25 protein-coding genes and 1 riboswitch are annotated in these 25,933 nt (G+C 42.9%); of the genes, 18 read left to right on the top strand and 7 right to left on the bottom strand.

The features are described from left to right. Nucleotides 1-64: 64 nt before the first annotated feature. Nucleotides 65-394 (top strand): phage holin family protein, encoded by a 330-nt coding sequence (locus AC13FX_RS06440; protein WP_482879716.1) that lies wholly within the window; start codon nt 65-67, stop codon nt 392-394. 86 nt (nt 395-480) lie between these two features. Here AC13FX_RS06440 and AC13FX_RS06435 read toward each other — a convergent pair whose 3' ends face one another. Continuing rightward, the gene (locus tag AC13FX_RS06435; RefSeq protein WP_482879715.1) at nt 481-1,491 is read right to left on the bottom strand and encodes an isocitrate/isopropylmalate dehydrogenase family protein; all 1,011 of its coding nucleotides are present in this window, start codon (nt 1,489-1,491) and stop codon (nt 481-483) included. Between the two features lie 178 nt (nt 1,492-1,669). On the opposite strand from AC13FX_RS06435, the gene AC13FX_RS06430 reads away from it, so the two are divergent. The 3 genes from AC13FX_RS06430 to AC13FX_RS06420 are packed head-to-tail and all read left to right on the top strand — an operon-like array spanning nt 1,670 to nt 3,471. Further along, nucleotides 1,670-3,100: a DASH family cryptochrome gene (locus tag AC13FX_RS06430; RefSeq protein WP_482879713.1), complete on the top strand. Its 1,431-nt coding sequence runs from the start codon at nt 1,670-1,672 to the stop codon at nt 3,098-3,100. After that, nucleotides 3,075-3,335 carry a DUF3253 domain-containing protein gene (locus AC13FX_RS06425; RefSeq protein WP_482879712.1) on the top strand — a complete coding sequence of 87 codons (261 nt, stop codon included), beginning with the start codon at nt 3,075-3,077 and terminating at the stop codon, nt 3,333-3,335. Before AC13FX_RS06430 ends, AC13FX_RS06425 begins: the two co-directional genes overlap by 26 nt. Next, nucleotides 3,328-3,471 carry a DUF2256 domain-containing protein gene (locus AC13FX_RS06420; protein WP_482879711.1) on the top strand — a complete coding sequence of 48 codons (144 nt, stop codon included), beginning with the start codon at nt 3,328-3,330 and terminating at the stop codon, nt 3,469-3,471. The genes AC13FX_RS06425 and AC13FX_RS06420 overlap by 8 nt, the downstream gene beginning before the upstream one ends. On the opposite strand, the gene AC13FX_RS06415 is transcribed toward AC13FX_RS06420, so the two are convergent. From AC13FX_RS06415 to AC13FX_RS06405, 3 genes are all read right to left on the bottom strand, one after another. Then, nucleotides 3,472-4,191: an SDR family NAD(P)-dependent oxidoreductase gene (locus AC13FX_RS06415; RefSeq protein WP_482879710.1), complete on the bottom strand. Its 720-nt coding sequence runs from the start codon at nt 4,189-4,191 to the stop codon at nt 3,472-3,474. It abuts the gene before it with no gap. Nucleotides 4,192-4,239: 48 nt separating this feature from the next. Beyond that, the gene (locus AC13FX_RS06410; protein ID WP_482879709.1) at nt 4,240-4,794 is read right to left on the bottom strand and encodes a DUF6580 family putative transport protein; all 555 of its coding nucleotides are present in this window, start codon (nt 4,792-4,794) and stop codon (nt 4,240-4,242) included. Between the two features lie 91 nt (nt 4,795-4,885). After that, nucleotides 4,886-5,491, bottom strand: a complete 606-nt coding sequence (locus AC13FX_RS06405) for a YceI family protein (protein WP_482879708.1) — start codon at nt 5,489-5,491, stop codon at nt 4,886-4,888. Between the two features lie 260 nt (nt 5,492-5,751). On the opposite strand from AC13FX_RS06405, the gene AC13FX_RS06400 reads away from it, so the two are divergent. Next, nucleotides 5,752-6,261 carry a DUF4168 domain-containing protein gene (locus AC13FX_RS06400; RefSeq protein WP_482879706.1) on the top strand — a complete coding sequence of 170 codons (510 nt, stop codon included), beginning with the start codon at nt 5,752-5,754 and terminating at the stop codon, nt 6,259-6,261. A 52-nt stretch (nt 6,262-6,313) separates the two neighbouring features. Here AC13FX_RS06400 and AC13FX_RS06395 read toward each other — a convergent pair whose 3' ends face one another. Both AC13FX_RS06395 and AC13FX_RS06390 read right to left on the bottom strand, forming a co-directional pair. Further along, nucleotides 6,314-6,925, bottom strand: coding sequence for a DNA-3-methyladenine glycosylase (locus AC13FX_RS06395; RefSeq protein WP_482879705.1), 612 nt, complete (start codon nt 6,923-6,925; stop codon nt 6,314-6,316). Further along, complete coding sequence (locus tag AC13FX_RS06390) at nt 6,925-7,833, bottom strand: YihY/virulence factor BrkB family protein (RefSeq protein ID WP_482879704.1); 909 nt, start codon at nt 7,831-7,833, stop codon at nt 6,925-6,927. The genes AC13FX_RS06395 and AC13FX_RS06390 overlap by 1 nt, the downstream gene beginning before the upstream one ends. A 151-nt stretch (nt 7,834-7,984) precedes the next feature. Here AC13FX_RS06390 and mutS point away from each other — a divergent pair, with 151 nt between their 5' ends. The 5 genes from mutS to AC13FX_RS06365 all read left to right on the top strand — a co-directional run bounded on the left by mutS (nt 7,985) and on the right by AC13FX_RS06365 (nt 15,928). After that, a complete protein-coding gene (gene mutS, locus AC13FX_RS06385) occupies nt 7,985-10,654 on the top strand; it encodes a DNA mismatch repair protein MutS (protein ID WP_482879702.1) in 2,670 nt (889 codons plus the stop codon). A gap of 103 nt (nt 10,655-10,757) precedes the next feature. Beyond that, nucleotides 10,758-11,648 carry a GTPase Era gene (era, locus tag AC13FX_RS06380; protein WP_482879701.1) on the top strand — a complete coding sequence of 297 codons (891 nt, stop codon included), beginning with the start codon at nt 10,758-10,760 and terminating at the stop codon, nt 11,646-11,648. Between the two features lie 339 nt (nt 11,649-11,987). Beyond that, a riboswitch (SAM riboswitch) is annotated at nt 11,988-12,127 on the top strand. 153 nt (nt 12,128-12,280) lie between these two features. Continuing rightward, nucleotides 12,281-13,609 carry an O-acetylhomoserine aminocarboxypropyltransferase/cysteine synthase family protein gene (locus AC13FX_RS06375; RefSeq protein ID WP_482879700.1) on the top strand — a complete coding sequence of 443 codons (1,329 nt, stop codon included), beginning with the start codon at nt 12,281-12,283 and terminating at the stop codon, nt 13,607-13,609. A gap of 184 nt (nt 13,610-13,793) precedes the next feature. Continuing rightward, on the top strand, nt 13,794-14,843 hold the full coding sequence (gene metX / locus AC13FX_RS06370; protein WP_482879698.1) for a homoserine O-acetyltransferase MetX: 1,050 nt from the start codon (nt 13,794-13,796) through the stop codon (nt 14,841-14,843). After that, entirely contained in the window at nt 14,840-15,928 is a 1,089-nt protein-coding gene (locus AC13FX_RS06365) for a homoserine dehydrogenase family protein (RefSeq protein WP_482879697.1), read from the top strand. The genes metX and AC13FX_RS06365 overlap by 4 nt, the downstream gene beginning before the upstream one ends. 42 nt (nt 15,929-15,970) lie before the next feature. Here the strand turns inward: AC13FX_RS06365 and AC13FX_RS06360 are convergent, their stop codons facing one another. Then, nucleotides 15,971-16,447 (bottom strand): hypothetical protein, encoded by a 477-nt coding sequence (locus AC13FX_RS06360; RefSeq protein WP_482879696.1) that lies wholly within the window; start codon nt 16,445-16,447, stop codon nt 15,971-15,973. A gap of 60 nt (nt 16,448-16,507) precedes the next feature. Between AC13FX_RS06360 and AC13FX_RS06355 the strand changes: the two genes are divergently transcribed. From AC13FX_RS06355 to murD, 8 genes are all read left to right on the top strand, one after another. Further along, entirely contained in the window at nt 16,508-17,644 is a 1,137-nt protein-coding gene (locus tag AC13FX_RS06355; protein ID WP_482879695.1) for a DmpA family aminopeptidase, read from the top strand. 352 nt (nt 17,645-17,996) lie between these two features. Further along, complete coding sequence (gene mraZ, locus AC13FX_RS06350) at nt 17,997-18,464, top strand: division/cell wall cluster transcriptional repressor MraZ (protein ID WP_482879693.1); 468 nt, start codon at nt 17,997-17,999, stop codon at nt 18,462-18,464. After that, on the top strand, nt 18,454-19,383 hold the full coding sequence (gene rsmH / locus AC13FX_RS06345; protein ID WP_482880150.1) for a 16S rRNA (cytosine(1402)-N(4))-methyltransferase RsmH: 930 nt from the start codon (nt 18,454-18,456) through the stop codon (nt 19,381-19,383). The genes mraZ and rsmH overlap by 11 nt, the downstream gene beginning before the upstream one ends. A 5-nt stretch (nt 19,384-19,388) precedes the next feature. Continuing rightward, nucleotides 19,389-19,802: a hypothetical protein gene (locus tag AC13FX_RS06340; protein ID WP_482879692.1), complete on the top strand. Its 414-nt coding sequence runs from the start codon at nt 19,389-19,391 to the stop codon at nt 19,800-19,802. A 6-nt stretch (nt 19,803-19,808) separates the two neighbouring features. Beyond that, on the top strand, nt 19,809-21,980 hold the full coding sequence (locus AC13FX_RS06335) for a penicillin-binding transpeptidase domain-containing protein (RefSeq protein WP_482879691.1): 2,172 nt from the start codon (nt 19,809-19,811) through the stop codon (nt 21,978-21,980). Further along, nucleotides 21,981-23,441, top strand: a complete 1,461-nt coding sequence (locus AC13FX_RS06330; protein ID WP_482879690.1) for a UDP-N-acetylmuramoyl-L-alanyl-D-glutamate--2,6-diaminopimelate ligase — start codon at nt 21,981-21,983, stop codon at nt 23,439-23,441. It begins immediately after the preceding gene. Further along, nucleotides 23,441-24,577, top strand: coding sequence for a phospho-N-acetylmuramoyl-pentapeptide-transferase (gene mraY / locus AC13FX_RS06325; protein WP_482879689.1), 1,137 nt, complete (start codon nt 23,441-23,443; stop codon nt 24,575-24,577). Before AC13FX_RS06330 ends, mraY begins: the two co-directional genes overlap by 1 nt. Continuing rightward, on the top strand, nt 24,574-25,929 hold the full coding sequence (gene murD, locus AC13FX_RS06320; RefSeq protein WP_482879688.1) for a UDP-N-acetylmuramoyl-L-alanine--D-glutamate ligase: 1,356 nt from the start codon (nt 24,574-24,576) through the stop codon (nt 25,927-25,929). Before mraY ends, murD begins: the two co-directional genes overlap by 4 nt. Nucleotides 25,930-25,933: the final 4 nt, after the last annotated feature.

The raw sequence follows: 25,933 nt of genomic DNA, 5'->3' as shown, positions 1-25,933 counted from the left end.
GCTAGTGAAACTAATTTAGGTAATATCCCGTAAATAAAAGCGAATTTTAACTAATAGAAAAAATATGATCTGGGCTTGGTTATTAAATAGTATTTCGGTTTATGCAACGGCTTCTCTTCTAGAGGGTGTGGAAATTAAGAATTTCTGGAGTGCTGTATTTGTTGCTGCATTATTAGCAATAGTCAATGTGTTCATCAAACCCATATTGATCATACTCAGCCTTCCCATTACTATATTGACATTTGGACTTTTCGTTTGGGTGATAAATGCCCTTTTGATCATGCTGGTGGATCAGATGGTAACAGGTTTCAAGGTTCGAAGTTTTAGCTGGGCTCTCATATTTGGCCTGGTAATGTCTGTGATAAGTTGGTTCTTGTTCAAAATTTTCGGTTGATCGAACAAGGTCTATGAGTATTTCTAAACACAAAAAAGGCTGCCTTTAAAGCAGCCTTTTTACTTACACGATCTCATTCTGACAACCTAAATGTTGTCGCAAACAGCCTGAGTAAAGGTTGATGTCGTACCCTCACCTCCAATGTCTGGCGTACAATAGACCTTTTTCTCCACAAGTGTTTTGTAGATGGCTTTTCGGATATTCTCAGCCACAGCTTTCTGATCGATGTGTTCCAACATCATTAAAGACGAGAACAATAACGCTAATGGATTTGCAACATTCTTACCAACAATATCAGGAGCTGAACCATGGACCGCCTCAAACATCGCTGCATCGTCTCCAATGTTTGCTGCTCCTGTCACTCCAAGTCCACCAACCAGACCGGAAGCCAGATCTGATAGAATGTCCCCAAATAAATTGGTGGTCACAACCACATCAAACTGACGCGGCCGCATTACCATTTGCATAGCCATATTATCCACAATGAGATCTTCAAACTCGATCTCCGGATAATCTTTTGCCACCTTTTTGCCAACTTCCAAAAATAATCCCGTTGTCAATTTCAGAATATTCGCCTTATGAACCAGTGTAACCTTTTTTCGCTCATGTTGCTTAGCGTACTCGAATGCAGCTTTGATGATCTTATGACTTGCCTCTTCTGTTACAACAGCAATAGCTTCGGAATGTCTTTTATTCTCACCTTCTTCTATCCATTGTTCTTTACCAATATAAAGACCCTGAGTATTTTCCCTGAATAGGACCATATCAACGTCTCTGAATGGTGAGTCAATGCTTGGAAGGGTATGTGCAGGACGGATATTACTATACAAATTGAATTGCTGCCTCAATGCCACGTTTACCGACCTGAAACCTGAACCTACCGGTGTTGTAAGAGGACCTTTAAGAGCAATACGGTGTTCCTCAATTGCCTCTATAGTCTCTTCAGGAAGTGGGGTACCCAACTCCTCATAAGCTGACAAACCGGCTTTAGCATCCACCCATTTAATGTCGGCTCCTGCTTTATCAAGAATAGTGGTTACTGAGTTCGTAATTTCTGGTCCGATTCCATCTCCGGGAATCAATACAACATTTTTCATTTATTCTATTTTTTCTTCAAAATTTCAATACCAAATATATCGAAATTAATATCCAAATGTGATGGCTTTAACCATTGCGGGGCATTCTTTTTAAACTTTTAAAAGTAGTGCGATCCTATACTTAATTCATCAATTCGGAATGAATTAACAGCCAATGGAATTATAATTTAAAAAACCTATGAAGCGATCTCTAATATGGTTCAGAAACGACCTTAGAATTCATGATAACGAGGCTCTTTTGAAAGCCAGCCAGGCTGAAGAAATTCTGCCGGTTTATTGTTTTGACCCAAGACACTTTAATAAAACATCGTTTGGTTTACCCAAGACCGGTTCACACCGAGTAAAATTTTTAAGAGAGTCTGTAGTTAACCTAAAAAGTAATCTTCAAAAGCTGGGAGGCGATCTTTTTATTCAATTAGGTAAGCCTGAAGAAATCATTCCGAAACTCGTTGATAAGTATTCCATAGATCTTGTATTCACTTCTAAAGAGATCACAAAGGAGGAGATCGAAGTTGAAGAGGCCTTAAAAGATCAGTTGGGCAAAAAATTATCATTTGTATGGCAAAGCACCCTCTTTCATATAAATGATATACCATTTTCTAAAGACGAAATTCCAGGCGTATTCACACAGTATCGCAAAAAAACTGAAAAAGATTCAAAGATCAGAAATGAACTACCAAAGCCTGAAAAGATAAAACTGCCTGAAGGAGATACTAAATCCGAAATTCCATCAATAAGTGCCCTCTTTCCTGCTAATATGAAATCTGGGTCAGATAGTCGAAGTGTTCTTGATTTCAGAGGTGGCGAGGATGCTGCTATAAAAAGATTGAAGGATTACTTCTGGGAAGGAGATCATTTGAAAAGGTATAAATTCACCAGAAACGGTCTCTTGGGGTCTGATTATTCCTCAAAGTTCTCGCCCTGGCTTGCCAATGGTTCCCTCTCCCCACGCAAGATCTATTGGGAAGTAAAAGAGTATGAAGAAAAAAGGGAAAAGAACGTGTCCACTTACTGGCTGATCTTTGAATTGATCTGGAGAGATTTTTTCCGTTTTTCGGCATGGAAACATGGAGACAAGATCTTTTGGCAATCAGGTATACAGGCGAAACCCAGAGATTGGGACCTGGATGAGAATAAATTTCGCAAGTGGGCTGAAGGTAATACAGGAATTCCTTTTATTGATGCTAATATGAGGGAATTAAATAAAACAGGGTTTATGAGTAATCGTGGGCGTCAGAATGTTGCAAGTTTTCTGGCACAGAACCTCAATCTTGATTGGAGAATGGGTGCTGAGTACTTCGAATCAAAATTATTGGATTATGACCCATGCAGCAATTATGGTAACTGGGCCTATAATACGACTGTGGGTCATGACCCAAGGAACAGGTATTTCAATATTGTAAAACAATCCGAAAAGTATGATGGTGATGGTGACTTTATTCGAACCTGGGTTCCTGAATTAAAGCATGTGCCAAAAGAATTTATACATGAACCTCATAAAATGAGTAGTGAACAACAAGAATTGTTTAACGTACTAATCGGGAAAAACTACCCAAAACCTATGATCAACCTGGAAGAGAGTTATGAAGAAATCAGAGCAAGAAATTAGAAATAGGATCCTGACCTTTACCAAGAAAAGAGGGCCGGAAAAATCAGTTTGTCCATCTGAAGTGACAAGAGATCTTTTTATGGATGTCTGGAGAGATCATCTTGATGATGTCAAAGGCGTGGCAAAGAAAATGCAAAACGAAAAAATGATACGTATCACTCAAGATGGAAAAGATATATCCATAGATAAAGCTAAAGGCCCAATACGATTATCACTTTATGACAAGGATGAGTGACCTTACCTATAGAAAGCCACATCTGCCTGAAAAGATCTGCCCTGTTTGTAATCGAACTTTCACATGGAGGAAAAAATGGAAAAGGGAATGGGACCATGTCACATATTGCAGTGAGCGGTGCCGTAGAAATAAGTGATCAGATCCGATTCCATAAAAATTCAGGTACACACTTTGCTACCCATGCAAGCAGCCTCCAGCGTTTAGTCACATAGAAGACGTTCTTTTTCTTTTCTATTCCCGCGATCATTTGAGCCGCCGCTTTACCGACATCAGCCACCCAGAACATCCCTTTTGCCCGTTCCGTCATTTCCGTTAGGATGTATCCTGCCCTAATTTCTGTTAATGTAATATCAGGTTTTACTCTCCTGGCTTTCTGCCGAAATCCGGTCATGTAATTTGAAATGAAGTGCTTTGAAGCCGTATAAGCAGCAGCCCTGTGGTGAGCCAGCAACGCAGCCATTGATGACATACCAACAACCTGGCCACCCCCATTTTCTTTAAAATAATCGAATGCAAAATGGCAACCATGTGCAAACGCGAGTGCATTTACTTCGATAAGTTTTGATTCTGCTCTCCAGGGAGGCATCATCTGAATTCTGCCCATACCCGCGTTAAGGATCATAATATCCATACCACCCATTTCTTCGATGAGTTCAGTATACATTTTCTCAGCCTTATCATGCTCAGTCACATCAAGTGTTCTGACATACGCCAGTTCTCCTATCTCATCCTTAAGTTCCTTCAGTCTTTCTGTTCGCCTGCCTAACAAACCGACTTTATTACCCCGAGCGGCATACTGAAGTGCAAGTTCTCGCCCGATCCCTGAGGTTGCCCCTGTTATTATGATCTTTTTCATGATGCGTTCAAATAAAAAAGGGCTTCATTGGTGAAGCCCTGAAATCGTTTAGTTTGCCGGTTGCAATGCAGGGATCCTGGATTTTGCATATTCAAAGGCTCCAAACATTACACCTGCATACACCAGATCTCCGGCAACAGTGTAATGAAAGAATGGGATACCGGCCGTATAGCTCATTATCAACCCTTCAATTGTCTGTGGATACATCGGATTGCCCAGCCATGCACCAAAATTAGTGACAAGGAAGAAGATAACAGATGCTGCAAGACTTCCGCCAATAATTGACTTCATATTTACTTTCTTGAAAATAAAGATACCTGCCAATACGATAAGTGCAATTGAACCATACATCCAATAGAAACCCGGAGTAAATAAAGTAAAGCCTCCATAGAATGAGGAGTACAGTATGTTATTTACCAAAAGGTCACTGATAAAGAATGCCAATAAAGGCAGCAAGAAAGCCAACTTTCTGTTTGTGAAATATGCAGCTCCAAATATGGCCATAGCTCCCATAGGTGCAAAATTATATGGATGCGGGAAAACCCGTGAGAGTGCTGCTATTAAAATAAATCCGGATAAAACTAGTATGCGTTTCTTATTCATTGCTCTGATTAGGCTTGATGTGAATCCCTAAAATAAAAAAAGCATCGCCTCAAATGAAACGATGCTTTGGTAAAATTCCGAAATAACCGATTTATTTATCGGCATTCAGTTCTAAGTTCAGATCAACGGTCACTTCATCGCCGATTACAGCGTCTGAGGCCCAATCACCTGTACCTACAGTATAATCAGTTCTGTCTACAACAGTTGAAGCCTGAATACCTGCCACAAGCTTACCTTCCTGCATTGGGTTATCCATCACACCCAACAGAGTGAAAGGCAATGCTACCTCTTTAGTTACGTCTTTGATCGTCAGCTTACCATTTGCAACAAATTCATTGTCACCGGTTTTTTCAATATTATCACTCTTAAAAGTGATGTGTGGCCATTTTTCAGCGTTAAAGAAATCAGCTGTTTTCAGGTGTCCATCCCTTCTCTCATTCTCAGTATCAATACTGTTAACCATGATCTTAACATCGATCATGCTTTCTTCCAGATTCTGTGGATCAAAATTCACAGTGGCCTCATAGTCTTTGAATTCACCATTAACCGGTGTAAAGAAGTGCGTGACTTTAAAATTGATCGCACTGTGTGCTTTATCTATGGTCCAACTGGTGGCTGCAATTTTTACCATTGCAAGAGATGAAACGGCAAAAATAGTTACCGCAAGTAATGTTGTAATTTTATTAAGTGTCTTCATTTTAATATTTAGTTTGGATTTTTCTTTATCAGATGTAAGCCAAACACATTGAATCGATCTATCATTTCATTTAATATTAAATTAATTGTTTGGTCTTATGCCTTACAGAGATCTCCTGAGATCACTTTCTTACCATTTTTTTGTTTTATCATGTAAAACCCTAAAAAGATGAGAACATTTTGGGATCAGTTTAGTTTGCATTAGTATAGAGAAGCATGTTAGTTTACATAAAAGAATCATTTATTTAATAAATCACACACATGAAGAATTTTTTGAAATACGGTATTACGTTAATATTTGGAGCATTATTTATTTCGGCATCCGCTTTTGCTCAACAACAAATGACCCCTCCACAACCTGAACCTTTGAGTCCTGAAGAAGTAACGGATGAGCAACTTGTCATGCTTTCCGAAATAACTAAAGCAGGTCAGGGAATTCAGGAGGAAGCACAGAAAAAAATGCAGGCTGCGATTGAAGAAACGAGCATGGAATATTCCCGTTTTGAGGAGATCATGATGTCTCAGCAAAATCCTCAGATGGCCGGACAGCTGAATCTGTCAGAAGAAGAGCAACAAACCATTCAACAGGTCCAGCCTCAATTGATGCAGATCAATCAGCAAGCCCAACAGCAATACATGCAGGTTATTCAGGAAGCTGGTATGGATCTTCAGACCTTCCAACAGGTTGCACAAGCAGTACAAGCACATCCTGAAGTTCAACAACGTTTTGAAGCCATTAACAGTGAAGGCGAAGAAGACAACGAAAATTAATCTCCTTGAGACCTCCTTTTAGCACTAACCCGATGTTCACCATCGGGTTTTTTTATGTCTGAACTTTTTTACTGACCCATTTTGACCCTTTCAGGAGAAACCTCCAGGGTAACTTTGCATCTTCTCCTGCATAATCAACCCCCACCCTTGTATCTGATACGATCTGATTTTCCATGATCTCAATTTTTCTATCTTCGATCCAGATCTCGTCACCCTTCAGGTCATTTTGATCATGTTCCGTTTTAATTCCCAACGCCTGGGATAATTTTCCAGGACCATTACTAATCGAAGCATCAATGGTATCACGATTCCGCCTTTCCCGCATCTCTTCAAGACCACTCTTAGGTTCTATAGCCCTGATAAGTATGGCATCTGCCTTTCCCTCCTTATTTGTTACCACATTAAACAAATGATGAATGCCATAACAAAGGTAAACATAAGCCTTGCCCGGCGGACCATAGAGTGTTTCAGTTCTTGCAGTTCTGACATCCGGATAAGCATGACAAGCCCGGTCAGTTCGACCATTATAAGCCTCAGTTTCCACGATCATTCCAGCCGTTTGAACTCCGCCAATATTTGTACATAAAAACTTTCCGATCAGGTCGCGGCTGATACGCACTACATCATCCCGCTCATAAAACGTTCGTGGCAATTTATTAGACATCAGGAAATGGCGGTATATGGGTTTTCTTCTATTGATGGTTTATTGAGCATGAATACATCTTTATATGCCCTGCCTACAATAGCGCTGATAACAAACAGCAAAGCCGTGTAAAAAGTCCATATTGAAAGAATGATCAAAACAGCATATCCCTGATAAAAATAACGGTACGTGGAAAAAGCGTATTCCAGATACATACTGACCCCATACTTTGCGATCTCAAACAATAAAGTGTAGGTCAAAGCTGCGATCAAAGCTACTTTTGGCTTGATCTTACGCTCACTGACGAATCTGAAGATCACATACATCAGTAAAAATGCCAGTGCGATCGGTAAAAAAACGTTTAAAAAATCATAGATCCAGGGCAATTCTATGGTTATTTCTGTAAACGGAACGTTGATCTGACTCAAATTGAAAAGTGAGATCGTTGATACGGCCAAACTGAATACCAGAAATAATACCCCGATCAGACTAAACCCAAAGAAATTATATATCACATCCATGATAGGGTGTTTTCTCTCCTTGATATCAAATGTATCAAAGAGTACATGCTTAAGGCTGTGCAGTAAGCCCTGGGTAAAGAACAGGAGTACCACAATACCTACGATACCAAATATTTGGCGAGCACCAACAAGCGGTTCGATCAGGGTCTCGATTGTAATAGCCCCCCGAAATACATCTTCACTCTGAGTTTCGTAAGTAAAGCTTGGGAAGAATTCCCTTCCGTACCTAACTATCTCATTAAATGCCTCTTCGGCAGATAAATAATACCCGATAATAGAGATTAGGATCAGAACAAATGGTACCGCACAAATAAACAGATTAAATGTGATAGCTGAAGCATTAAAAAAAATATCTTTTTTTGTAGCCAGCTTTAATACCCGCTTGCCAAATTCCTTTTGTTTTTGCAAATCCTTCCATTAATTGGTTAACGGTTAAAATTCGCAGGATAGTCAATCAATTACAAGCAACATTTATACCTTAGTTTTTCAGTCAATTCATTGGTAAGTTCCACATTCCATAATCAGCAATCTATCAGCCTAAAAGACCTATTTCGAGTGCATGAGTGCTAAAAAAAAGCAAACTCCGCTTATGCGGCAATATTTTCAGATCAAAGACGAACATCCGGGTACCATTTTGTTATTTCGGGTGGGCGACTTCTATGAGACCTTTGCCAACGATGCTCAATTGATCAGTAAGGAGCTCGGCATCACTCTAACTAAAAGAAACAATGGTGGGGATCAGACTCCCCTTGCCGGGTTTCCGTATCACGCCCTTGATAATTACCTCCCCAAACTGGTAAAAAAAGGCTACAAAGTTGCAGTTTGTGAACAGACCGAAGATCCTGAACAGGCTAAAAAGGCGGGTCGAAAAATTGTAACGCGAGAGGTCACTGAGATCACCACACCCGGGGTTACCCTTTCTGAGAAACTGTTGGACCACAAGCGGAATAATTATATCGCCTCCCTTCACTGGGAAGGTTCAACCATTGGTGTCTCATTTTCAGACATCTCAACAGGGGAATTCGCCCTGAGCCATATCAGAGAAGAGAATCTCGATAATTTATTGGCTGCCATTCAGCCTTCAGAGATCCTGGTTCAACAGAAGAAGAAGAACAAGCTGGACGATGCGCTCAATCATCATAATATTACTTATATAGAAGATTGGGTGTATGATGGAGATTATGGGTACGACCTGTTAACAGATCATTTTGAAACCCATTCACTGAAAGGGTTTGGGGTTGAAGATCTCGAGATCGCCCATGTTGCAGCCGGTGCTCTCATGCATTATATGCAGGAAACCCAAAAGGCCTATTTACGTCACTTGCGCAGACTGTATGCTTATGAAAGCAATGAATTCATGAGCCTGGATGCAGCAACAAAACGAAATTTAGAGCTGACCGCCAGTATTCAGGAAGGTGGTACTGAAGGTACACTCATCTCCATTCTTGATGATACCTGTACAGCTATGGGAGGCCGGTTGCTCAGACGATGGATCATGCGTCCCCTTAAACGACTCAAGCCCATACAACAGCGACTCGATTCTGTTGAAACGTTGTATGAGAATAACGAGATCAGAAATACTCTGAGAGAAGAACTGGAGCAGATCGGAGACATGGAGCGGCTTATCTCACGCATTTGTGTGGGGCGCACCAATGCCCGCGATGTCGTTCAGCTGAAATTATCCCTGTCTCAGATCCCAAGACTTAAAAGTCAGATCGCCTCTATTGATGATCCGCTGCTTCAGGACATATCAGGGCGATTGAAATTACTGATCGAGGTTCAGGAAAGGATCAACACGGCTCTTAAGGATGATCCCCCCGCCAGTGTGCGTGATGGAGGCATGATCGAAGAAGGATTTAACGATGAACTGGATGAATTGCGGGATATTGCCAAGAATGGTAAGAAGTACATTGCCCAGATCAAGGATGAACTTGCCAAAGAACATAATATCTCATCCCTAAAGATCGGTTATAACAAAGTGTTCGGTTACTACATTGAAGTGACCAATACCCACAAAGATAAGGTGCCCGATACCTTTATTCGCAAGCAAACCCTTGTAAATTCTGAGCGATATATCACCCCTGAGTTGAAAGAGGTTGAAGAAAAAGTTCTTTCAGCAGAAGAGCGCAGTAAAACGCTGGAATACGAGCTTTTTGAAGAGATCCGGCTTTATGTTTCTGACTTTGCGGATGAAATTCAGCAAGTATCACATGCTGTAGCAGAATTGGATTGTTTACAGGGTTTTGCTGAGGTGGCATTCAGAAACAATTATGCCAAACCGCAAGTTGGTGACCATGAGGAAGTGGATATCAAGAAAGGACGGCATCCGGTCGTTGAGAGGTCTCTGCCGATGGGTGAACCGTTCATTCCGAATGATATCAAACTTGATACAGAGAACGAGCAGATCCTGATCATTACCGGACCGAACATGGCCGGTAAAAGTATCATCTTGCGGCAAACCGGACTGATCGTACTGCTTGCTCAGGTTGGAAGTTTTGTTCCGGCAAAATCTGCCAATATCGGCCTGGTTGATAAGATCTTTACTCGTGTGGGAGCCTCCGATAACCTGGCAGCCGGCGAAAGTACCTTTCTGGTTGAAATGAATGAGGCAGCCAATATCCTGAACAATGCCACTCCTAGATCACTGATACTGCTGGATGAGGTAGGTCGCGGAACTTCCACTTTTGACGGTTTGAGTATTGCCTGGTCACTGGCCGAATATCTACATAATCATGCTCCGGTTGCGGCAAAGACCTTGTTTGCCACACATTATCACGAACTGAATGAACTCGAACAAATGTACGACCGGATCAGGAATTATAATGTTCAGGTCAAAGAACATGACGGCAAAGTGGTATTCTTACGCAAACTCATCAAGGGTGGAGCCGATCACAGCTATGGTATTCAGGTAGCCGATATGGCCGGGCTACCACAAGTGGTCATTGAGCGTGCCAAGGAGATCCTGAAAAACCTGGAGAGTCACAGCCTGGATATCACTAATAAAAACGGATCAATAGAAAAAGAAGCTTCCTTCAAAAAAGAGGCGTCCAAAAATTTATCTGAGAAAGTTGAAAAACAGCCTGAAACTTCTCAAATGACGATGTTTCAAACACATGTGGATCCCAGAATTGAAACCGTATTGAATAAACTGGAAGCCACCGACCCGAATCGCATGACTCCAATTGAAGCTTTAATGATGATCACGGAATTGAAGAAACTCGTGGATTAGATGGTGTTGTGGTGTTACAGTGTTACGGATCTTAAAGTCATCCGTAACACTGTAACACCGTCGCCACTTTAACACTAATAACTCTGAGTTCTAAATATAAGATATGCCCGAAACCAAACCACACAAATCCGGATACGTTGCCATCATAGGGAAACCCAATGCGGGTAAATCAACCCTGATGAATTACATACTGGGTGCCAAGATCTCTATCACTACCCATAAAGCCCAAACGACCCGGCACCAGATCGTTGGCATCTATTCCGATGAGGATACACAGATTGTTTTCCTGGATACCCCCGGGGTGATCTCACCGAAATATGAGCTTCAAAAAGCCATGATGAAAACCGTGGAACGCGCACGTTCGGATGCAGATGTCATTCTTTTCATTCATGACCCAATGGATAAACATCCTACTGATGATGTGATCGAACTGATCAGGTCCATCAACAAGCCGATCTATTTAGTGGTCAATAAAATGGATGTGGCCAATGAAGAGAAAGCCCGAAAATCAGCTGAGGAGATCCAGGAAAAATTAAAGATTCGATCTACCCATTTTGTTTCGGCCACGGCGGGAACCGGCGTAAAGGAACTGATGGAAGACATTCGTGCCAGCCTGCTACCCGGACCTCCCTTCTATCCAAAAGAAGACCTCAGTGAGCACCCGGTTCGATTTTTTGTTTCAGAGTTAGTACGTGAGCAGATCTTTCTTCAGTTTCATCAGGAGATTCCCTACTCCTGTACAGTTGAAGTGGTTTCTTATGATGCAGAACCTGACATCGACCGGATACATGCTGATATCATCGTGAATCAAAAATCCCAGAAAGGCATGCTGATCGGCAAAGGTGGCTCAGCCATCAAAGAACTGGGTATTGAAGCCCGTAAATCGATCGAGGAATTTATTGGCAAGCAGGTTTATCTGGAGCTGCATGTGAAAGTCCGGGAAAAATGGAGAGAGAAGGAGGGTTGGGTTCGGAACCTGGGATATGGGAAATAGATCATGATTTTAACGCTCAATAAAACCCTCAATGCTATTTCACTCTTCTAACATTGCAGGACCCGATCTGACTTGAAAATTCAGTCAAATCAAACACATCCACCACAATAAATTTTTAATTTGCACCAACCAAAATCTTACCATAGCTTTTAAGCGTGAAATTAATAAGTCAAAATATCACCAGCTCTTGTTCTATGATGTGTTGCATGTATATGTGCATGACACAGACATAAGGGCATTGGTATAAACCGAGGATCGTTAACAAGCCCTTTTGAATGTAACACAGAAGGGCTTTTTTAGTGACTTTAATTTTCAACGTTCTTTAAACATACTGTTGCATTCTCATTACGAAAGGTGGAGGGATCAGGTCCTGTGAAGCCTTGGCAACCGTTTCCCGCTCATAAACATTTATGTGCGGGGGAAAAGGTGCCACATCCTGTTCCGCACATAACTTGTTATGTGCAGGGAAAAGATGAGTTCGATAAGACCCGGTTTTTGTAAGAAAAGCCTCTTTCGGATTCATCTCTGAAAGAGGCTTTTTTTGTTAGTTCAAATTAAGTCTCGCAGAGGAGGATCATCAGTTTTGAAGATTCAAAACAAACAACTAACACTTACTCAAACAACCAATTATCATGAGCAACGAAAAAGATACACGAGACTTCAAATTCGAAACCCTGCAGCTTCACGCCGGTCAGGAACCTGATTCAGAAACAGGTTCCCGCGCAGTACCAATTTATCAAACCACGTCCTACAATTTTGACAGTACCGAACACGCCGCCAACCTTTTTGCCTTGAGGGAATTCGGGAACATCTACACCAGGATCATGAATCCCACCACTGATGTTTTTGAAAAAAGACTGGCTGCCCTGGAAGGTGGAACGGCAGCAGTGGCAACAGCATCCGGGCAGGCTGCTCAGTTTCTGGCTATTACGAACTTAGCCAACGCCGGAGACAATATCGTTTCCACTCAATTCCTTTACGGTGGCACCTACAATCAGTTCAAGAATTCCCTTCCCCGGCTTGGGATCAATGTCCACTTTGCTGAAGAAGAAACCGTAGAGGCGTACGCCAAACACATCGATGAGAACACCAAGGCGATCTATGTGGAGTCGATCGGCAATCCTCGAGGAAACATCGCTGATTTTGAAGGGCTTTCAACTCTCGCCAAAGAACACGGAATTCCTTTAGTCGTTGATAACACCTTTGGCGCCGGCGGAGCATTGGTTCAACCCTTAAAACACGGAGCTAATATTGTTACTGCCTCAGCCACCAAATGGATCGGTGGCCACGGCACCTCCATCGGAGGGGTGATCGTGGATGGCGGTAACTTCAACTGGGGGAATGGAAAATTTCCAGGACTCAGTGAGCCCTCTCCTTCTTACCACGGATTAAACTTTTGGGAAGTATTTGGGGAAGACGGTCCGTTTGGGAATATTGCCTTCGCTATTCGGGCACGGGTTGAAGGCCTGCGTGACTTCGGCCCATCCCAATCACCGTTCAACAGTTTCCTCTTGCTACAAGGACTAGAAACACTGTCGCTAAGAGTAGAGCGCCATAATGAAAACGCCCGAAAACTTGCGAACTGGCTCAAGGATCATGAAGCTGTGGAGTGGATCAACTATACCGGACTGCCTGAACATGAGTATCACGAAAGGGCAAAAAAATATCTGAGAAACGGGCAGTTTGGGTCTGTTTTCACTTTTGGTGTAAAAGGAGGCTATGATGCTGCACGCGAGTTCATTGAGAATACAAAGTTATCAAGTCATGTGGCAAACATTGGGGATGCCAAAACGCTTGTCATCCATCCGGCCTCAACCACGCACCAGCAGCTCAATGAGGTTGAACAGAAAGCCAGTGGCGTAAAGGGTGACCTTATTCGTGTATCGGTTGGTATCGAACATATCGATGATATCATTGAAGATTTCAAAAAGGCCTTTGCCAAACTGCAGGTAACCGCATAATTCTACCATTGTACTCCATTGCGGATGTGGTGGAAATCCATGTCCGCTTTTATCAAACAAACCTCAGGAGAACCTGCGAGCGTCCAACGGTCCTCGCAGCGTTCGGCTTTAAATTTATTACCTATACACGCAACGCTCGCAGGTCCTATCGGACGCTTCGAGGTTGCTCACTTACAGAATAAATATGAACAAAGGAATAGCAGTCACAACATTACAGAAAAACTGGACTACAGAATCAGGTCATATTTTCTCTTCAGTAGATATTGCATGGAAAAGCTGGGGAACACTCAATGAAAAACGAGACAATGTGATCCTTATCTGCCATGCCTTAACCGGACATGCTTCGGCTGACGAATGGTTTGGCGGTTTATTTGATCAAGACGGTATCCTCGACCCTGAAGAGCATTTTATTCTTTGCGTCAATGTTCCGGGAAGTTGTTATGGTTCCACCGGTCCCACTTCCATCAACCCTAATACAGGTGCTCCCTGGCAGGCAGATTTCCCTCCCATCACCATCCGGGATATCGTCACATTTCATCAACTCTTGTTTGATGAATGGAATATTCAGGGTATTGAGCTGGTGTTAGGAGGATCCATGGGAGGTATGACAGCCCTTGAGTTTACCCTTATGGATGACAGGGTTAGATCAGCCGCTCTTTTTGTAATGGGGAAAGCTCATTCTCCATGGGCTATTGGTATCAGTGAGGCACAACGGATGGCCATCCGGGCTGATCGAAAATGGAAGCATGGTTATTACGATCCCAAAGATCCTCCCACCAAAGGGATCGAGGCTGCCAGAGCAATGGCTATGATCACCTATCGTACCCCTGAAAACTATGAGGAAAAATTCTCGCGCAGGGTCCATCCTGAGAAACAGATCTATCAGGTAGAATCTTATCTGCAATATCAGGGAAAGAAGCTGGCAAAACGATTTGATGCCAATACCTATGTCATTTTATCTCAGGCTATGGATTCACATGATGTTTCCAGAGATCGGGGAACCTTTAAGGAGGTTCTTGGCAACCTAAAGATACCTGTTTTAGTGGTCGGCTTTGACAGTGATCAGCTTTATCCCATTCATGAACAGAAAGAGCTGGCCGATCTATTGCCGAACAGCACCCTTGCTGAATTAAGCTCACCCTACGGGCATGATGCCTTTCTTATAGAATTCAAACAGCTAAACGCACAATTAAAACCCTTTTTTCGCTCACTCAAAAAATCTCATTCATCATGACACTTGCATTAAAACAAACACACCCTGAAACAAAACCGAACAAGAAAAAGCTTTCCATATTTCTGGCCGGAATCGGCGCAGTAGGCGGAACCCTGCTTGAACAGATCTGGAATTTAGAACATCCCAGATATGATCTCGAGATCGTAGGATTTTGCAATAGCCGATTCACTTGCTGGGAACCGGATGCAGAACAACTCAATGACCCAACAAATATCTGTTGCGGAGCAAACACGGACTGGAACTCTATCCCCAAAAAGATACTGGACAAAGCCGACCACGACCTGGTGTTTGTGGATGCCACCGGGAGTGAACATGTCGCCCGGGTTTACCATGACCTTCTGCAACATGGTATTCATATAGCCACACCCAGTAAACTGGCAAACACCTTTGAACAGGAATACTTTGATACACTCGTGAAGACCTGTAGCGATCATAATTCGCAATACCGGTACGAGACAGCTGTTGGTGCCGGCCTTCCTGTAGTAAGCACCATCAAAACCCTGCTTAACAGCGGGGATGAGATCACAAAAATAGCAGGGGTCGTTTCAGGAACCATGACCTATTTATTTAATCAACTGGAGGCGGGAGTATCTTTCAGTCAGTCGGTTCAAAATGCTAAAACTAACGGCTACTCGGAGCCTGATCCACGCGATGACCTTTCAGGAGAGGACGTTGCGCGCAAGTTTCTCATTCTTGCCCGAATAAGTGGCTATGAATTTGAAAGAGAACAGATCCGGGTTGATTCGCTGGTTCCTGAAAAACTGGTATCTCTGACAACCGATGAATTTCTTCAGAAATTGCCTGATTATGATTCCCATTGGAAAAGCAGAAATGCACAGGCCTTGGTCAACAATAAGAAGTTACGATATGTGGGAGAATTCACCCCGGATGGCATTTCTGTCGGCGTCAGTGAAGTGAAGTCGGATTCTCCCCTATCCCATTTAAAAGGCACCGACAACCTGATACAGATCTATACGCGCAGATATAGCAACTCACCTATTGTGATACAGGGACCGGGCGCCGGAAAAGAGGTTACAGCCGCAGGCGTATTGGGTGACATCATTGATATAGGAGGGTTGGTTTAGGGGGAATTCAAAATGAAAAATTCAAAATTCAAAATTCAAAATTCAGGATAGCAGGTTTTTGGATTGAGGTCCAAATTTATTCAAGGGTTTTTGTTTGCCCGTTCGTTGGGATACAATATTTTGTGATCCTACCTTATCATGGGCATCATTATCCTTGTCAATAATAATTATTCCATGGACATGATTTGGCATCACAATAAATTCACCCAATTTAACAAACGGGAAATGATCCGGTATCTCCAGCCAGCAGGTTTGCGCAATTAACCCAATTTTGGACAACTGCATATTGGCATCTGGATTTGAATCGATCTTATCCTCCGAATTTAACCGTAGTGACGCAAGATTTTGCGTCTCTACGGTGTCTAAATGATCATCAATATTCAAACCAACAACCTCACCAAAAAAACACACTCGTTGATCTGCACATATCGTTACAAAATAAACGCCATTCCATCCATAATCCCACGACCTCAAACGAACAGTTTCTGACCTATATTTTTTATATCTCTTCTTTTGCATATCTGTTTCATTGGTACGACCTTCTTTCAAAATAACAGATTTCCCAAAAACCACAATTCAATGCGATACTTGATCCTTGTTCTAACCGCTGTCCTATCGCTCCAAACTGCGCAATCTCAGGAGAGGCAACGTGCCAGAGATCTTGGTATTAAAACGGGAATATTGATGCCCGGCCCCCTGAATGCCATCACGGATGTTGAAGGGGTTAAGGTTGGGCACCGCACGATCATTGAAGGTGACAATATCCGAACCGGTGTAACCATGATCTTGCCACATGATGGAGACCTCTTCAGGTCTCGCGTACCGGCAGCAGTTTACGTGGGTAATGGGTTTGGGAAGGCTTTGGGATTCACTCAGGTTCAGGAACTGGGTGAGATCGAAACACCCATTGGGCTGACCAACACACTGAGTATTCATACGGTAGCTAATGGCATTTCCGACTACATACTGCGTCAACCCGGTAATGAAAATGTCCGTTCTGTCAATCCGGTAGTAGGAGAAACCAATGATGGTTGGTTAAATGACATCCGCGGAAGACATGTGACCATGAACCATGTTTTTAAAGCTATAGATAATGCCCAAACAGGTCCGGTTGAAGAAGGAAGCGTGGGAGCCGGGACCGGAACCTCAGCCCTGGGTTTTAAAGGAGGGATCGGCACCGCATCCCGAATAATCCCTGAAAAACTGGGAGGCTATACTGTCGGTGTTTTAGTACAATCCAACTTTGGTGGCGTGTTAACCATAGATGGAGCTCCGGTCGGGGAGGAACTTAACAATCACTACCTCTCCAGCGAAGTCCCCTATGATGTGGACGGTTCGATCATGATCGTGATCGCAACGGATGCCCCTCTCCTTTCCCGAAATCTTGAACGACTGGCCAAACGGGCTTTTATGGGAGTTGCGCGGGTAGGTGGATTTGCTTCCAACGGAAGCGGGGATTATGTGATCGCATTTTCTACCAGCGATGAGGTTCGTATCAAAACCGAACGATCCGGTTCAACCCAAAATTATACGGAGCTGAATAACTCTGATACAACCCCGCTATTCCTTGCAGCCATTGAGGCTACCGAAGAAGCTATTTTAAATTCTTTATTAATGGCCACCACTGTGACAGGTGATCGTGGACATACCCAAAAAGCTCTTCCCATTGATCAGGTTCTCGGCATTATGAAGAAGTATGATCTACTTGAAAATTAACCGGTAAAAACTCGCAGAAATTGATCAAAATTCTAGCACAGGTTTAACCTTATCAGTGATATTGTATTTGTGAATCAAATATCCTACCACTCTCTCCCACTATTCATTCTTACCTGTCAAACAACCTGACCTGAGTCTAAAAATCAGCCTTCTTTTGATAAAGAAAGCCTCTTTACACTTTTCAGTAATAAATTTTCATCCTCTGCTCAATCCATTCTGAACCTATTTAAAAGAATTAATGGAAAGGTCTTGACACATTGTGGCTCTTTAGGGTACATTGTGGGGTGAAGTGGGAGATAGTGGGGACTTATCTCTGTACAGTTATTTAGCAATCATAAACACGCGGGATATCGTGCCAAGTTTCAAAGGACAATACGAGCATAGTATAGATGCCAAAGGGCGAGTGGCCTTTCCTGCGAAATTACGCAAATCCCTCAATCCTGCTGCACAAGAACGCTTCACCGTGGTACGCGGACAAGAACCCTGCCTTTATCTATATCCCGAAGACGAATGGGAGAATGTCGAAGCTAAGCTGTCCCGCATCAATAACTTCACAAAGAAAGGCCGTTTAGCTAAGAGAAACTTTCTCCGCTATGCTGAAGATGTATCACTAGACAAACAAAATCGTGTAGCTCTTCCCTCAGATCTAATGGAATATGCTTCCATTGATGGTAAAGCCGTATTTCTGGGAATGGGTGAATATATAGAGGTATGGGATCCGGATAAACTGGAGGAAATTGATTCAGCCCTGGATGATGATGCCTTTGAAGAAATTTTTGAACAGGTAATGGGTAATGAACCGGAAAATGATGGTGCATGATATGACCTCATATATAGAACATATACCGGTACTGCTTCACGAATCAGTTGATTCCCTCATTACTGATAAGGATGGTATATATATAGACGGCACCTTAGGTGGTGGCGGCCATTCTAAAGAAATACTAAACAAGCTTGGTGAAAACGGACGGCTATACGGCATCGACCAGGATGACGAAGCTCTTGAAGCAGCATCAAAAAATATTGGCGATGACCCCCGTTTTATCCCCATAAAAGGCAATTTTGGCTATCTGACAACTATCCTACCTCCCCATACCCACAGTCAGATAGCCGGAATCCTTTTGGATCTTGGCGTATCAACCCATCAGATCAAGGAACCGGAACGCGGCTTCAGCTTTCAGGAAGACGGTCCGCTTGATATGCGCATGGGTAACCTATCCGGTGTTTCTGCTTATCAGGTAGTTAATGAATACGATTACGAAAAACTACGTGATATCATTTTTCACTATGGAGAAGAAAAACAAAGCAGAAAGATCGCAAGAGCAATTATTGAATCTCGCCCAATTGAGACAACCGGTGAGTTACAAAAGGTGGTCTCTTCAGTTGTCAACAAAAGATATGAAGTAAAGTCCCTGGCACGTGTTTTTCAGGGCATTCGAATTGAAGTTAACCGGGAACTGGAAATGCTCGAAAATGTATTGGAGCAATCTCTTGAGATATTAAAACCCGGTGGTAGAATTGTCGCTATCTCCTACCATTCATTGGAAGACCGAATTGTTAAGCGTTTTTTTAAAGCAGGCAATTTTAAAGGAAAGGTTGAAAAGGATTTCTATGGGAATCCCATCTCACCGATCAAACCTGTCACAAAGCAGGTTATTACTCCTTCCAAGGAAGAAATTGAACACAATTCAGCATCCCGAAGTGCTAAACTCAGGGTTGCAGAAAAGGTTGAGGGGTAATCATTATGATGGTACAATCGCCACTTAAGAAACATGACATAAGACCTAACCTTCGCAAGGTTGAAACTCCGGCAGGAAACGGTCAGGCCGGCTCAAAACCAAATGGTAAACAGCCCGGTTTTAAGAAGGTTAAAAGCAAGGTCAGTATTCCAAAGATCAAACCATGGAAGATCATTCTTGGAAGTATCATCATTGGGATCCTCGGATTTGCTTACCTGACACATGTATTTGCGACACAAAGGCTTCTTGAGGAAGTTCAGTTTATGGAAGCCGAATACAACAGATCCCGGGCTCAGTTTGACGACCTCAAATTACGCTACGACCGCATGGTTGGTCCGGCTGACATCTATGATAAGGCAGAATCCCAGGGATTTATCAACGGTGGTCCGGCAGATAAAGTCATTGTCATAAAGGAGTAGGCTCACATGGATGAACGCACTGCCATATTGAGCCGAATGTTTATCATTTTAGGATTTGTACTCCTCATACCCTGTGCTTTAGGCTTTCAGCTTATTCGCGTGAATTATCTGGAAGGAGAGGAACTGCGTGCCCTTTGGAGCAAACAAGCGATCGATCAGATCCCCATCCCCGCGCAGCGTGGCAATATATATGATGCTAATGGCACATTACTGGCAACCAATGCCGTGGATTACAGGCTCGCTTACGACCCAAAAGTTCCTTTCAAGGGAGGAATCGGTGTACCCAAAGATCTTGAAAACAAACTGATACAAAAACTCGCGTCTTTAACCGGTAAAAGTGCTGCACATTACAGAAATAAGATCAATAGTGCCCCACCACAATCCCGTTACATAGTTCTTGAAGACAATCTATCTGTTATCATTAAGGATGAGATAAAAGCCCTTGATATAAAGGGAGTCATCCTAGAAGAAAATTATCGAAGAAAATACACCTTTGGTCCCCTGGCATCACACGTTCTTGGCTTTGTAAACCACAAGACAAACGGTCGTATCGGCCTTGAAGCTTATTATAATGAGGAATTAAAAGGCGAAGATGGGGTCCGTCAGGTTCGCCGTGATCCCTTCAACCGTATTTTTGAGTACGTGGGCGCCCCCAAAAAATTACCCCGTGACGGGTATTCACTACACACTACTATAGATGCCTACATCCAGGCCATTCTTGAGGATGAGTTAAAAGCCGGTGTGGAAAAGCATTTGGCGAATTATGGTACAGGGATCATAATGGATCCAAGAACCGGAGCCATCAAGGCCATGGCTAATTACCCAACCTATGACCCAAACTTCCCGGCCAGCTCCGACGATGAGAATCGCCGCAATTTTGCGATCAGTGACATGATCGAGCCCGGGTCAACCTTCAAACTGGTGACAGCTGTGGCCGCTGTTGAACAAGGCGTTGTGAGTTTTGATGAGGTATTTGAAACCCCTGAAAATGGCGAAGTGGTCATTCACGACCTCATTTTGAGAGATCACGACCCACTTGGAGACTTGACCTTTGAGGAAGTCATTCAGAAATCTTCAAACGTTGCCACTGCTGAGATCGCCATGCGAATGAAACCCGAGGTATTCTATCAATATGCCAGAAATATGGGATTCGGCACTGAGACTAATGTTGACCTTATTGGTGAAGTACAAGGGAGTTTGGCTAAACCCTATGAGTGGAGTTTGGTCACCCTCCCATGGATGTCACACGGATATGAGATACAGACCACCTCACTACAAATTGCTCAGGCCTATGCTGCATTTGCAAACAATGGCATGATGATGAGACCTTACCTGGTTGAAAAAATTGAAGATAAAAACGGAAATGTGGTTATGAACCATGAACCCGTTGAAATACGTAGAATTGCAAAAAGATCTACTCTTGAAAAGTTGATGCCAATATTTGAAAGTGTAGTGGCTGATTCGGGTACAGGAGATCTTGCACAGGTTGAGGGGCTCAGAATTGCCGGCAAGACCGGGACTGCCAAAAAAGTAGTTAATGGTCGCTATACCAATAATTACAGAGGGTCATTTGTGGGTTTTTTCCCGGCTGATGATCCACAATATGTTGCTTTTATTCTATTAGATGAACCAAGAACCAGTGGATACGGTGGGTTTACTGCAGCTCCAATTTTCAAGAATATCGCACTTCGTATAGCCGGCCTGGACAATAACATTCAGCGAACAATGAAAACCAGCCAGGATGAGAGTCCAGTTGCTGTACGTACTCCTTATTTAAAAGGGTTGACAAACGAAGAGGCCGAGATCCTGCTGGAGGAACTTAATATTCAGTACGAATTAAGTGGAAAAACCGGATATGTGGCACATCAGATGCCGGAAGCAGGAACTGAACTCCGAGCCGGAGATAAAATTTCTATCACCTTGTCAGAAACATTTAATGAATCTGACGGTGAGACTGTTAAAGAGGGCTACGCTGAGATCCCTGATCTCAGAGGCATGAATATGAGAAAAGCCACAAATCTACTGACCGATTTGGGTCTAAAGACAGAGATCATTGGATCAGGTACCGTTTTCGCACAATACCCGAGAACTGGTGAATGGCTTAGAAAAGGATATACCGTCACTTTGCGCGGAAAAGCGAAGTCACTTGAAACCCTAACTGACGTAAGTAAACGATAGTTGACACTAGAAAGACTCATAGAAATTTGTAACCCATTGCACGTAACCAATGCTAATTATGGCGTTGAGTTAGAATCACTTGTACTCGATTCACGTGAAGCTGAAGACCATTCCGTCTTTATTGCTGTGAGAGGTACAAAGGTCGACGGGCATATGTTCATTGAAGATGCCATTGAACGTGGTGCTTCGGTTGTGATCTGTGAGGAGTCATTTTATTCACATGACGATGTCTGTGTGATCGAGGTTGAGAACACCAAGAAATTAGCGGGTGTCATTGCTCAGGAATTTGCTGGTAATCGTGCAGAGAAACTTCAAATAATCGGTATTACCGGAACCAACGGGAAAACCACTACTGCAACTCTTGTGTATCAGGTGCTTCGGGCATGTGATAGAAAAGCATCCCTGCTTGGTACCGTTAGTAAACGGATATTAGATGATGAATTCGACAGCAAACTAACCACCTCAGACCCTATTGAACTTGCTGAAGATTTGCAAAAAATGGTTGAGGCTGGTTCAGAGTACCTGGTCATGGAAGTTTCATCTCATGCCCTGGATCAATACAGGGTTGCCGGTATACCTTTTAAAGTAGCCGCATTTACAAATCTGAGTCATGATCATTTGGACTATCATGAAACCATTGATGAATATGCAAAAGCCAAGCGCAGGCTGTTCGATACGCTAAGTGAAGGATCATTTGCAGTTGTAAATATCGATGACAAGTTCGGGGATTTTATGCTTGAGAGTTGTAAAGCCAAAAAGATCACCCTGAGTTTTAAAAATGACACTGCTTATATCCTTGAGAATACAGCGAGTGGCATATCCATCATTATTGACGGTGAAAAAATTGAAAGTCCATTGGTAGGAAAATTTAATGCCTATAATCTTGGAGAAGCATACTATATATGCAAAGCTTTAGGAATTGATACCAAAAAGATCGTTAAAGCTCTTTCAAAAGCTAAAGGGGCACCCGGCAGAATGGAAACCGTAACAGGTTCCGGAGAACAGCACCCACTCGTTATTGTGGATTATGCACATACACCAGATGCTCTGCAGAATGTTCTGTCTACTTTGTCTGCCGTGAAAGACGCTTCCCAAAAACTTACGGTTGTTTTCGGAGCCGGTGGGGACAGAGATTCTTCCAAACGCCCTGAAATGGCCAAAGTATCTGAGCTTTTTGCTGATAAGGTTATCGTAACAAGTGATAATCCCAGATCTGAAAATCCGGATGTGATCATTGCTGATATCATCGCAGGGTTTGATAAGCTTGATAAAGTATCAAGCTTAACCAACCGCAAGGAAGCCATTGAAAGAGCTATTCTGGAAGCCGAAGTTGATGAGATCATACTTATTGCCGGAAAGGGACATGAAGATTATCAGGAAATAAACGGCCAGCGTCATCATTTTGATGATCGTGAGATCGCGGCAGAACTTCTGCAACTAAAAGTTGAGGGAGGTAAATAATGCTGCACGAACTGTTCACATGGCTTGATACTGTATATGATGTGCCCGGAACTGGTGCGATCGCATTTATCTCTACCCGCACGGCCCTGGCAGCCATCACTTCACTTCTTATCAGTTTGTTCATTGGTAAAAAGATCATAGGCTGGCTCAGTAAACTACAGCTTAAAGAAGTTATTCGTGACGATATCGGCCTTGACCACCACCTTGCAAAAGGTTCAACCCCTACCATGGGTGGTGTGATCATTATTCTGGCGATCGTCATCCCGACCATACTCTGGGCACGAATGGACAGTATATATAGCTGGCTGATCGTATTTGTGACTCTGACACTAGGGGCCGTAGGTTTTATTGATGATTACATTAAAGTAGTTAAGAAAGATAAAAGTGGCCTTGCGGGCTGGTTCAAGATCGCTGGACAGGTATTTGTGGGTATCGTTGTTGGTGCTACCCTTTATTTTTATCCTGATTTTGAATCATTCAACTCATTATCGACGGTTCCATTCCTGAAGAACGTCAATATCGATTATGCCTTCTTTGGTGATACCATTGGCTGGATCATTTACCTGACAGTGGCTGTATTTATTATTACTGCTGTAAGCAATGCCACGAATCTCACAGACGGACTCGATGGACTTGCTGCCGGAACATCTGCTATTTGTGGGATTGTGTTTGCCATTTTTGCTTATGTATCCGGTCGAGTTGATTTTTCCGGTTTCCTCGACATCATGTACTTACCGGGCGCAGGCGAACTCACTATTTTTACAGCCTCCCTGATCGGAGCCTGCATTGGGTTCCTTTGGTATAACACCAATCCTGCTTCAGTATTTATGGGAGATACCGGTTCCCTGGCACTTGGTGGCGCATTTGGGGCCCTCGGCCTGATGCTTCATAAGGAATTATTACTGCCGTTCATTTGTGGGATCTTCTTCTTTGAGACCCTTTCGGTCATTATACAGACTACCTATTTCAAGTATACAAAACGAAAATATGGTGAAGGAAAACGGGTTTTTTTGATGACTCCGATACATCACCACTATGAGAAAAAAGGATGGCCTGAGCAAAAGATCGTAGTACGTTTTTGGATCATAACCATATTACTGGGAATTCTAAGTCTGTTAACCCTCAAGATCCGATGAGAGACGTTAAAGGAAAACATATCGTCGTGATCGGTGCTGCCAAAAGCGGTATTGCTGTGGCTCTTCTGCTTAAGCGGAAGGATGCTGAGGTATTTGTATCTGATCATGGAAGGATCAATGAGGATTTTAGATCAAAACTTGAATCAGCTGATATTGCCTTTGAGGAAAACGGACACACTGAAGATGCTAAGAAGGCTGAATTTGCCATCGTTAGTCCCGGTGTGCCTACTGAATCCCCTATTGTTCAATATTATCTGAACAATGGAATGGCAGTTTATTCTGAAATTGAAATCGCGAGTTGGTTCACAGATGCCAGAATTGTGGCTGTGACCGGAAGTAATGGAAAGACAACCGTGGCAAACTGGCTGGATCATTTATGGAAGACCGCCAAACGAAACCACCAGCTATCAGGAAATATTGGAGTTGCATTTTCTGATGTTGTCGAATCAGGATCAGGAGATCATTTATTAGAGGTCAGCAGTTTTCAACTGGATCATATCTCCACATTCAAACCTAATGTGAGTTTGCTACTTAACATTACCCCTGATCATCTAAATCGCTACAATAATAATTTTGATGCCTATGCGGCAGCTAAATTCAGGATCACTGAAAATCAGGCGGAAGAGGATCATTTCATCTTTAATTATGATGATCCAGTCATCCAGAAACATGTTGAAACTTTAAAGCAAAACCGAACTACTCCTCAATTGTGGGCTTTTTCACATAAAAATGAGGTCCCGGAAGGAGCCTTTGTTCGAAACGATCATATCATCTTCAAATTCAACAATAAAGAAGAATCACTTATGCCAGTAGAAGATATCGGACTACGAGGTCAACACAACCTGAGCAACGGTTTAGCAACCGCACTTGCAGCGCGGGCAGCCGAGATAAAAAATGACGCGATCAGGGAAAGTCTTCGATCCTTTACCGGGGTTGAACATCGCCTGGAACTGGTTCGCAAGGTGGATGGTGTGAAGTATATCAACGACAGTAAGGCAACCAATGTAAATGCCGTATGGTTTGCCCTGGATAGCTTTCATGTTCCCTTAACCTTAATACTTGGTGGGCGCGATAAAGGCAACGATTATTCGGAGCTAATTCCTCAGATCAAGGAAAAGGTACACACCATTATTGCCATCGGTGAATCGAAAGATAGAATTGAGGAGCAACTTGGTAATGTTGCTCCAAACTTTATCCGGGTTGAAACCATGGGTGGCGCAGTCAGGGCAGCTTACAAGGGAGCCAAAAAAGGTGAAGTCGTACTGCTAAGCCCCGCATGTGCCTCCTTCGACATGTTTGACAGTTACGAACACCGCGGCAAGATCTTCAAAGACGAAGTAAACAAACTTTAAAGCA

Source organism: Gracilimonas sp. B-17 (assembly GCF_056857935.1).
The sequence above is the reverse complement of the archived record's forward strand: the minus strand, read 5'-3'. Positions and strand labels throughout refer to the sequence as shown.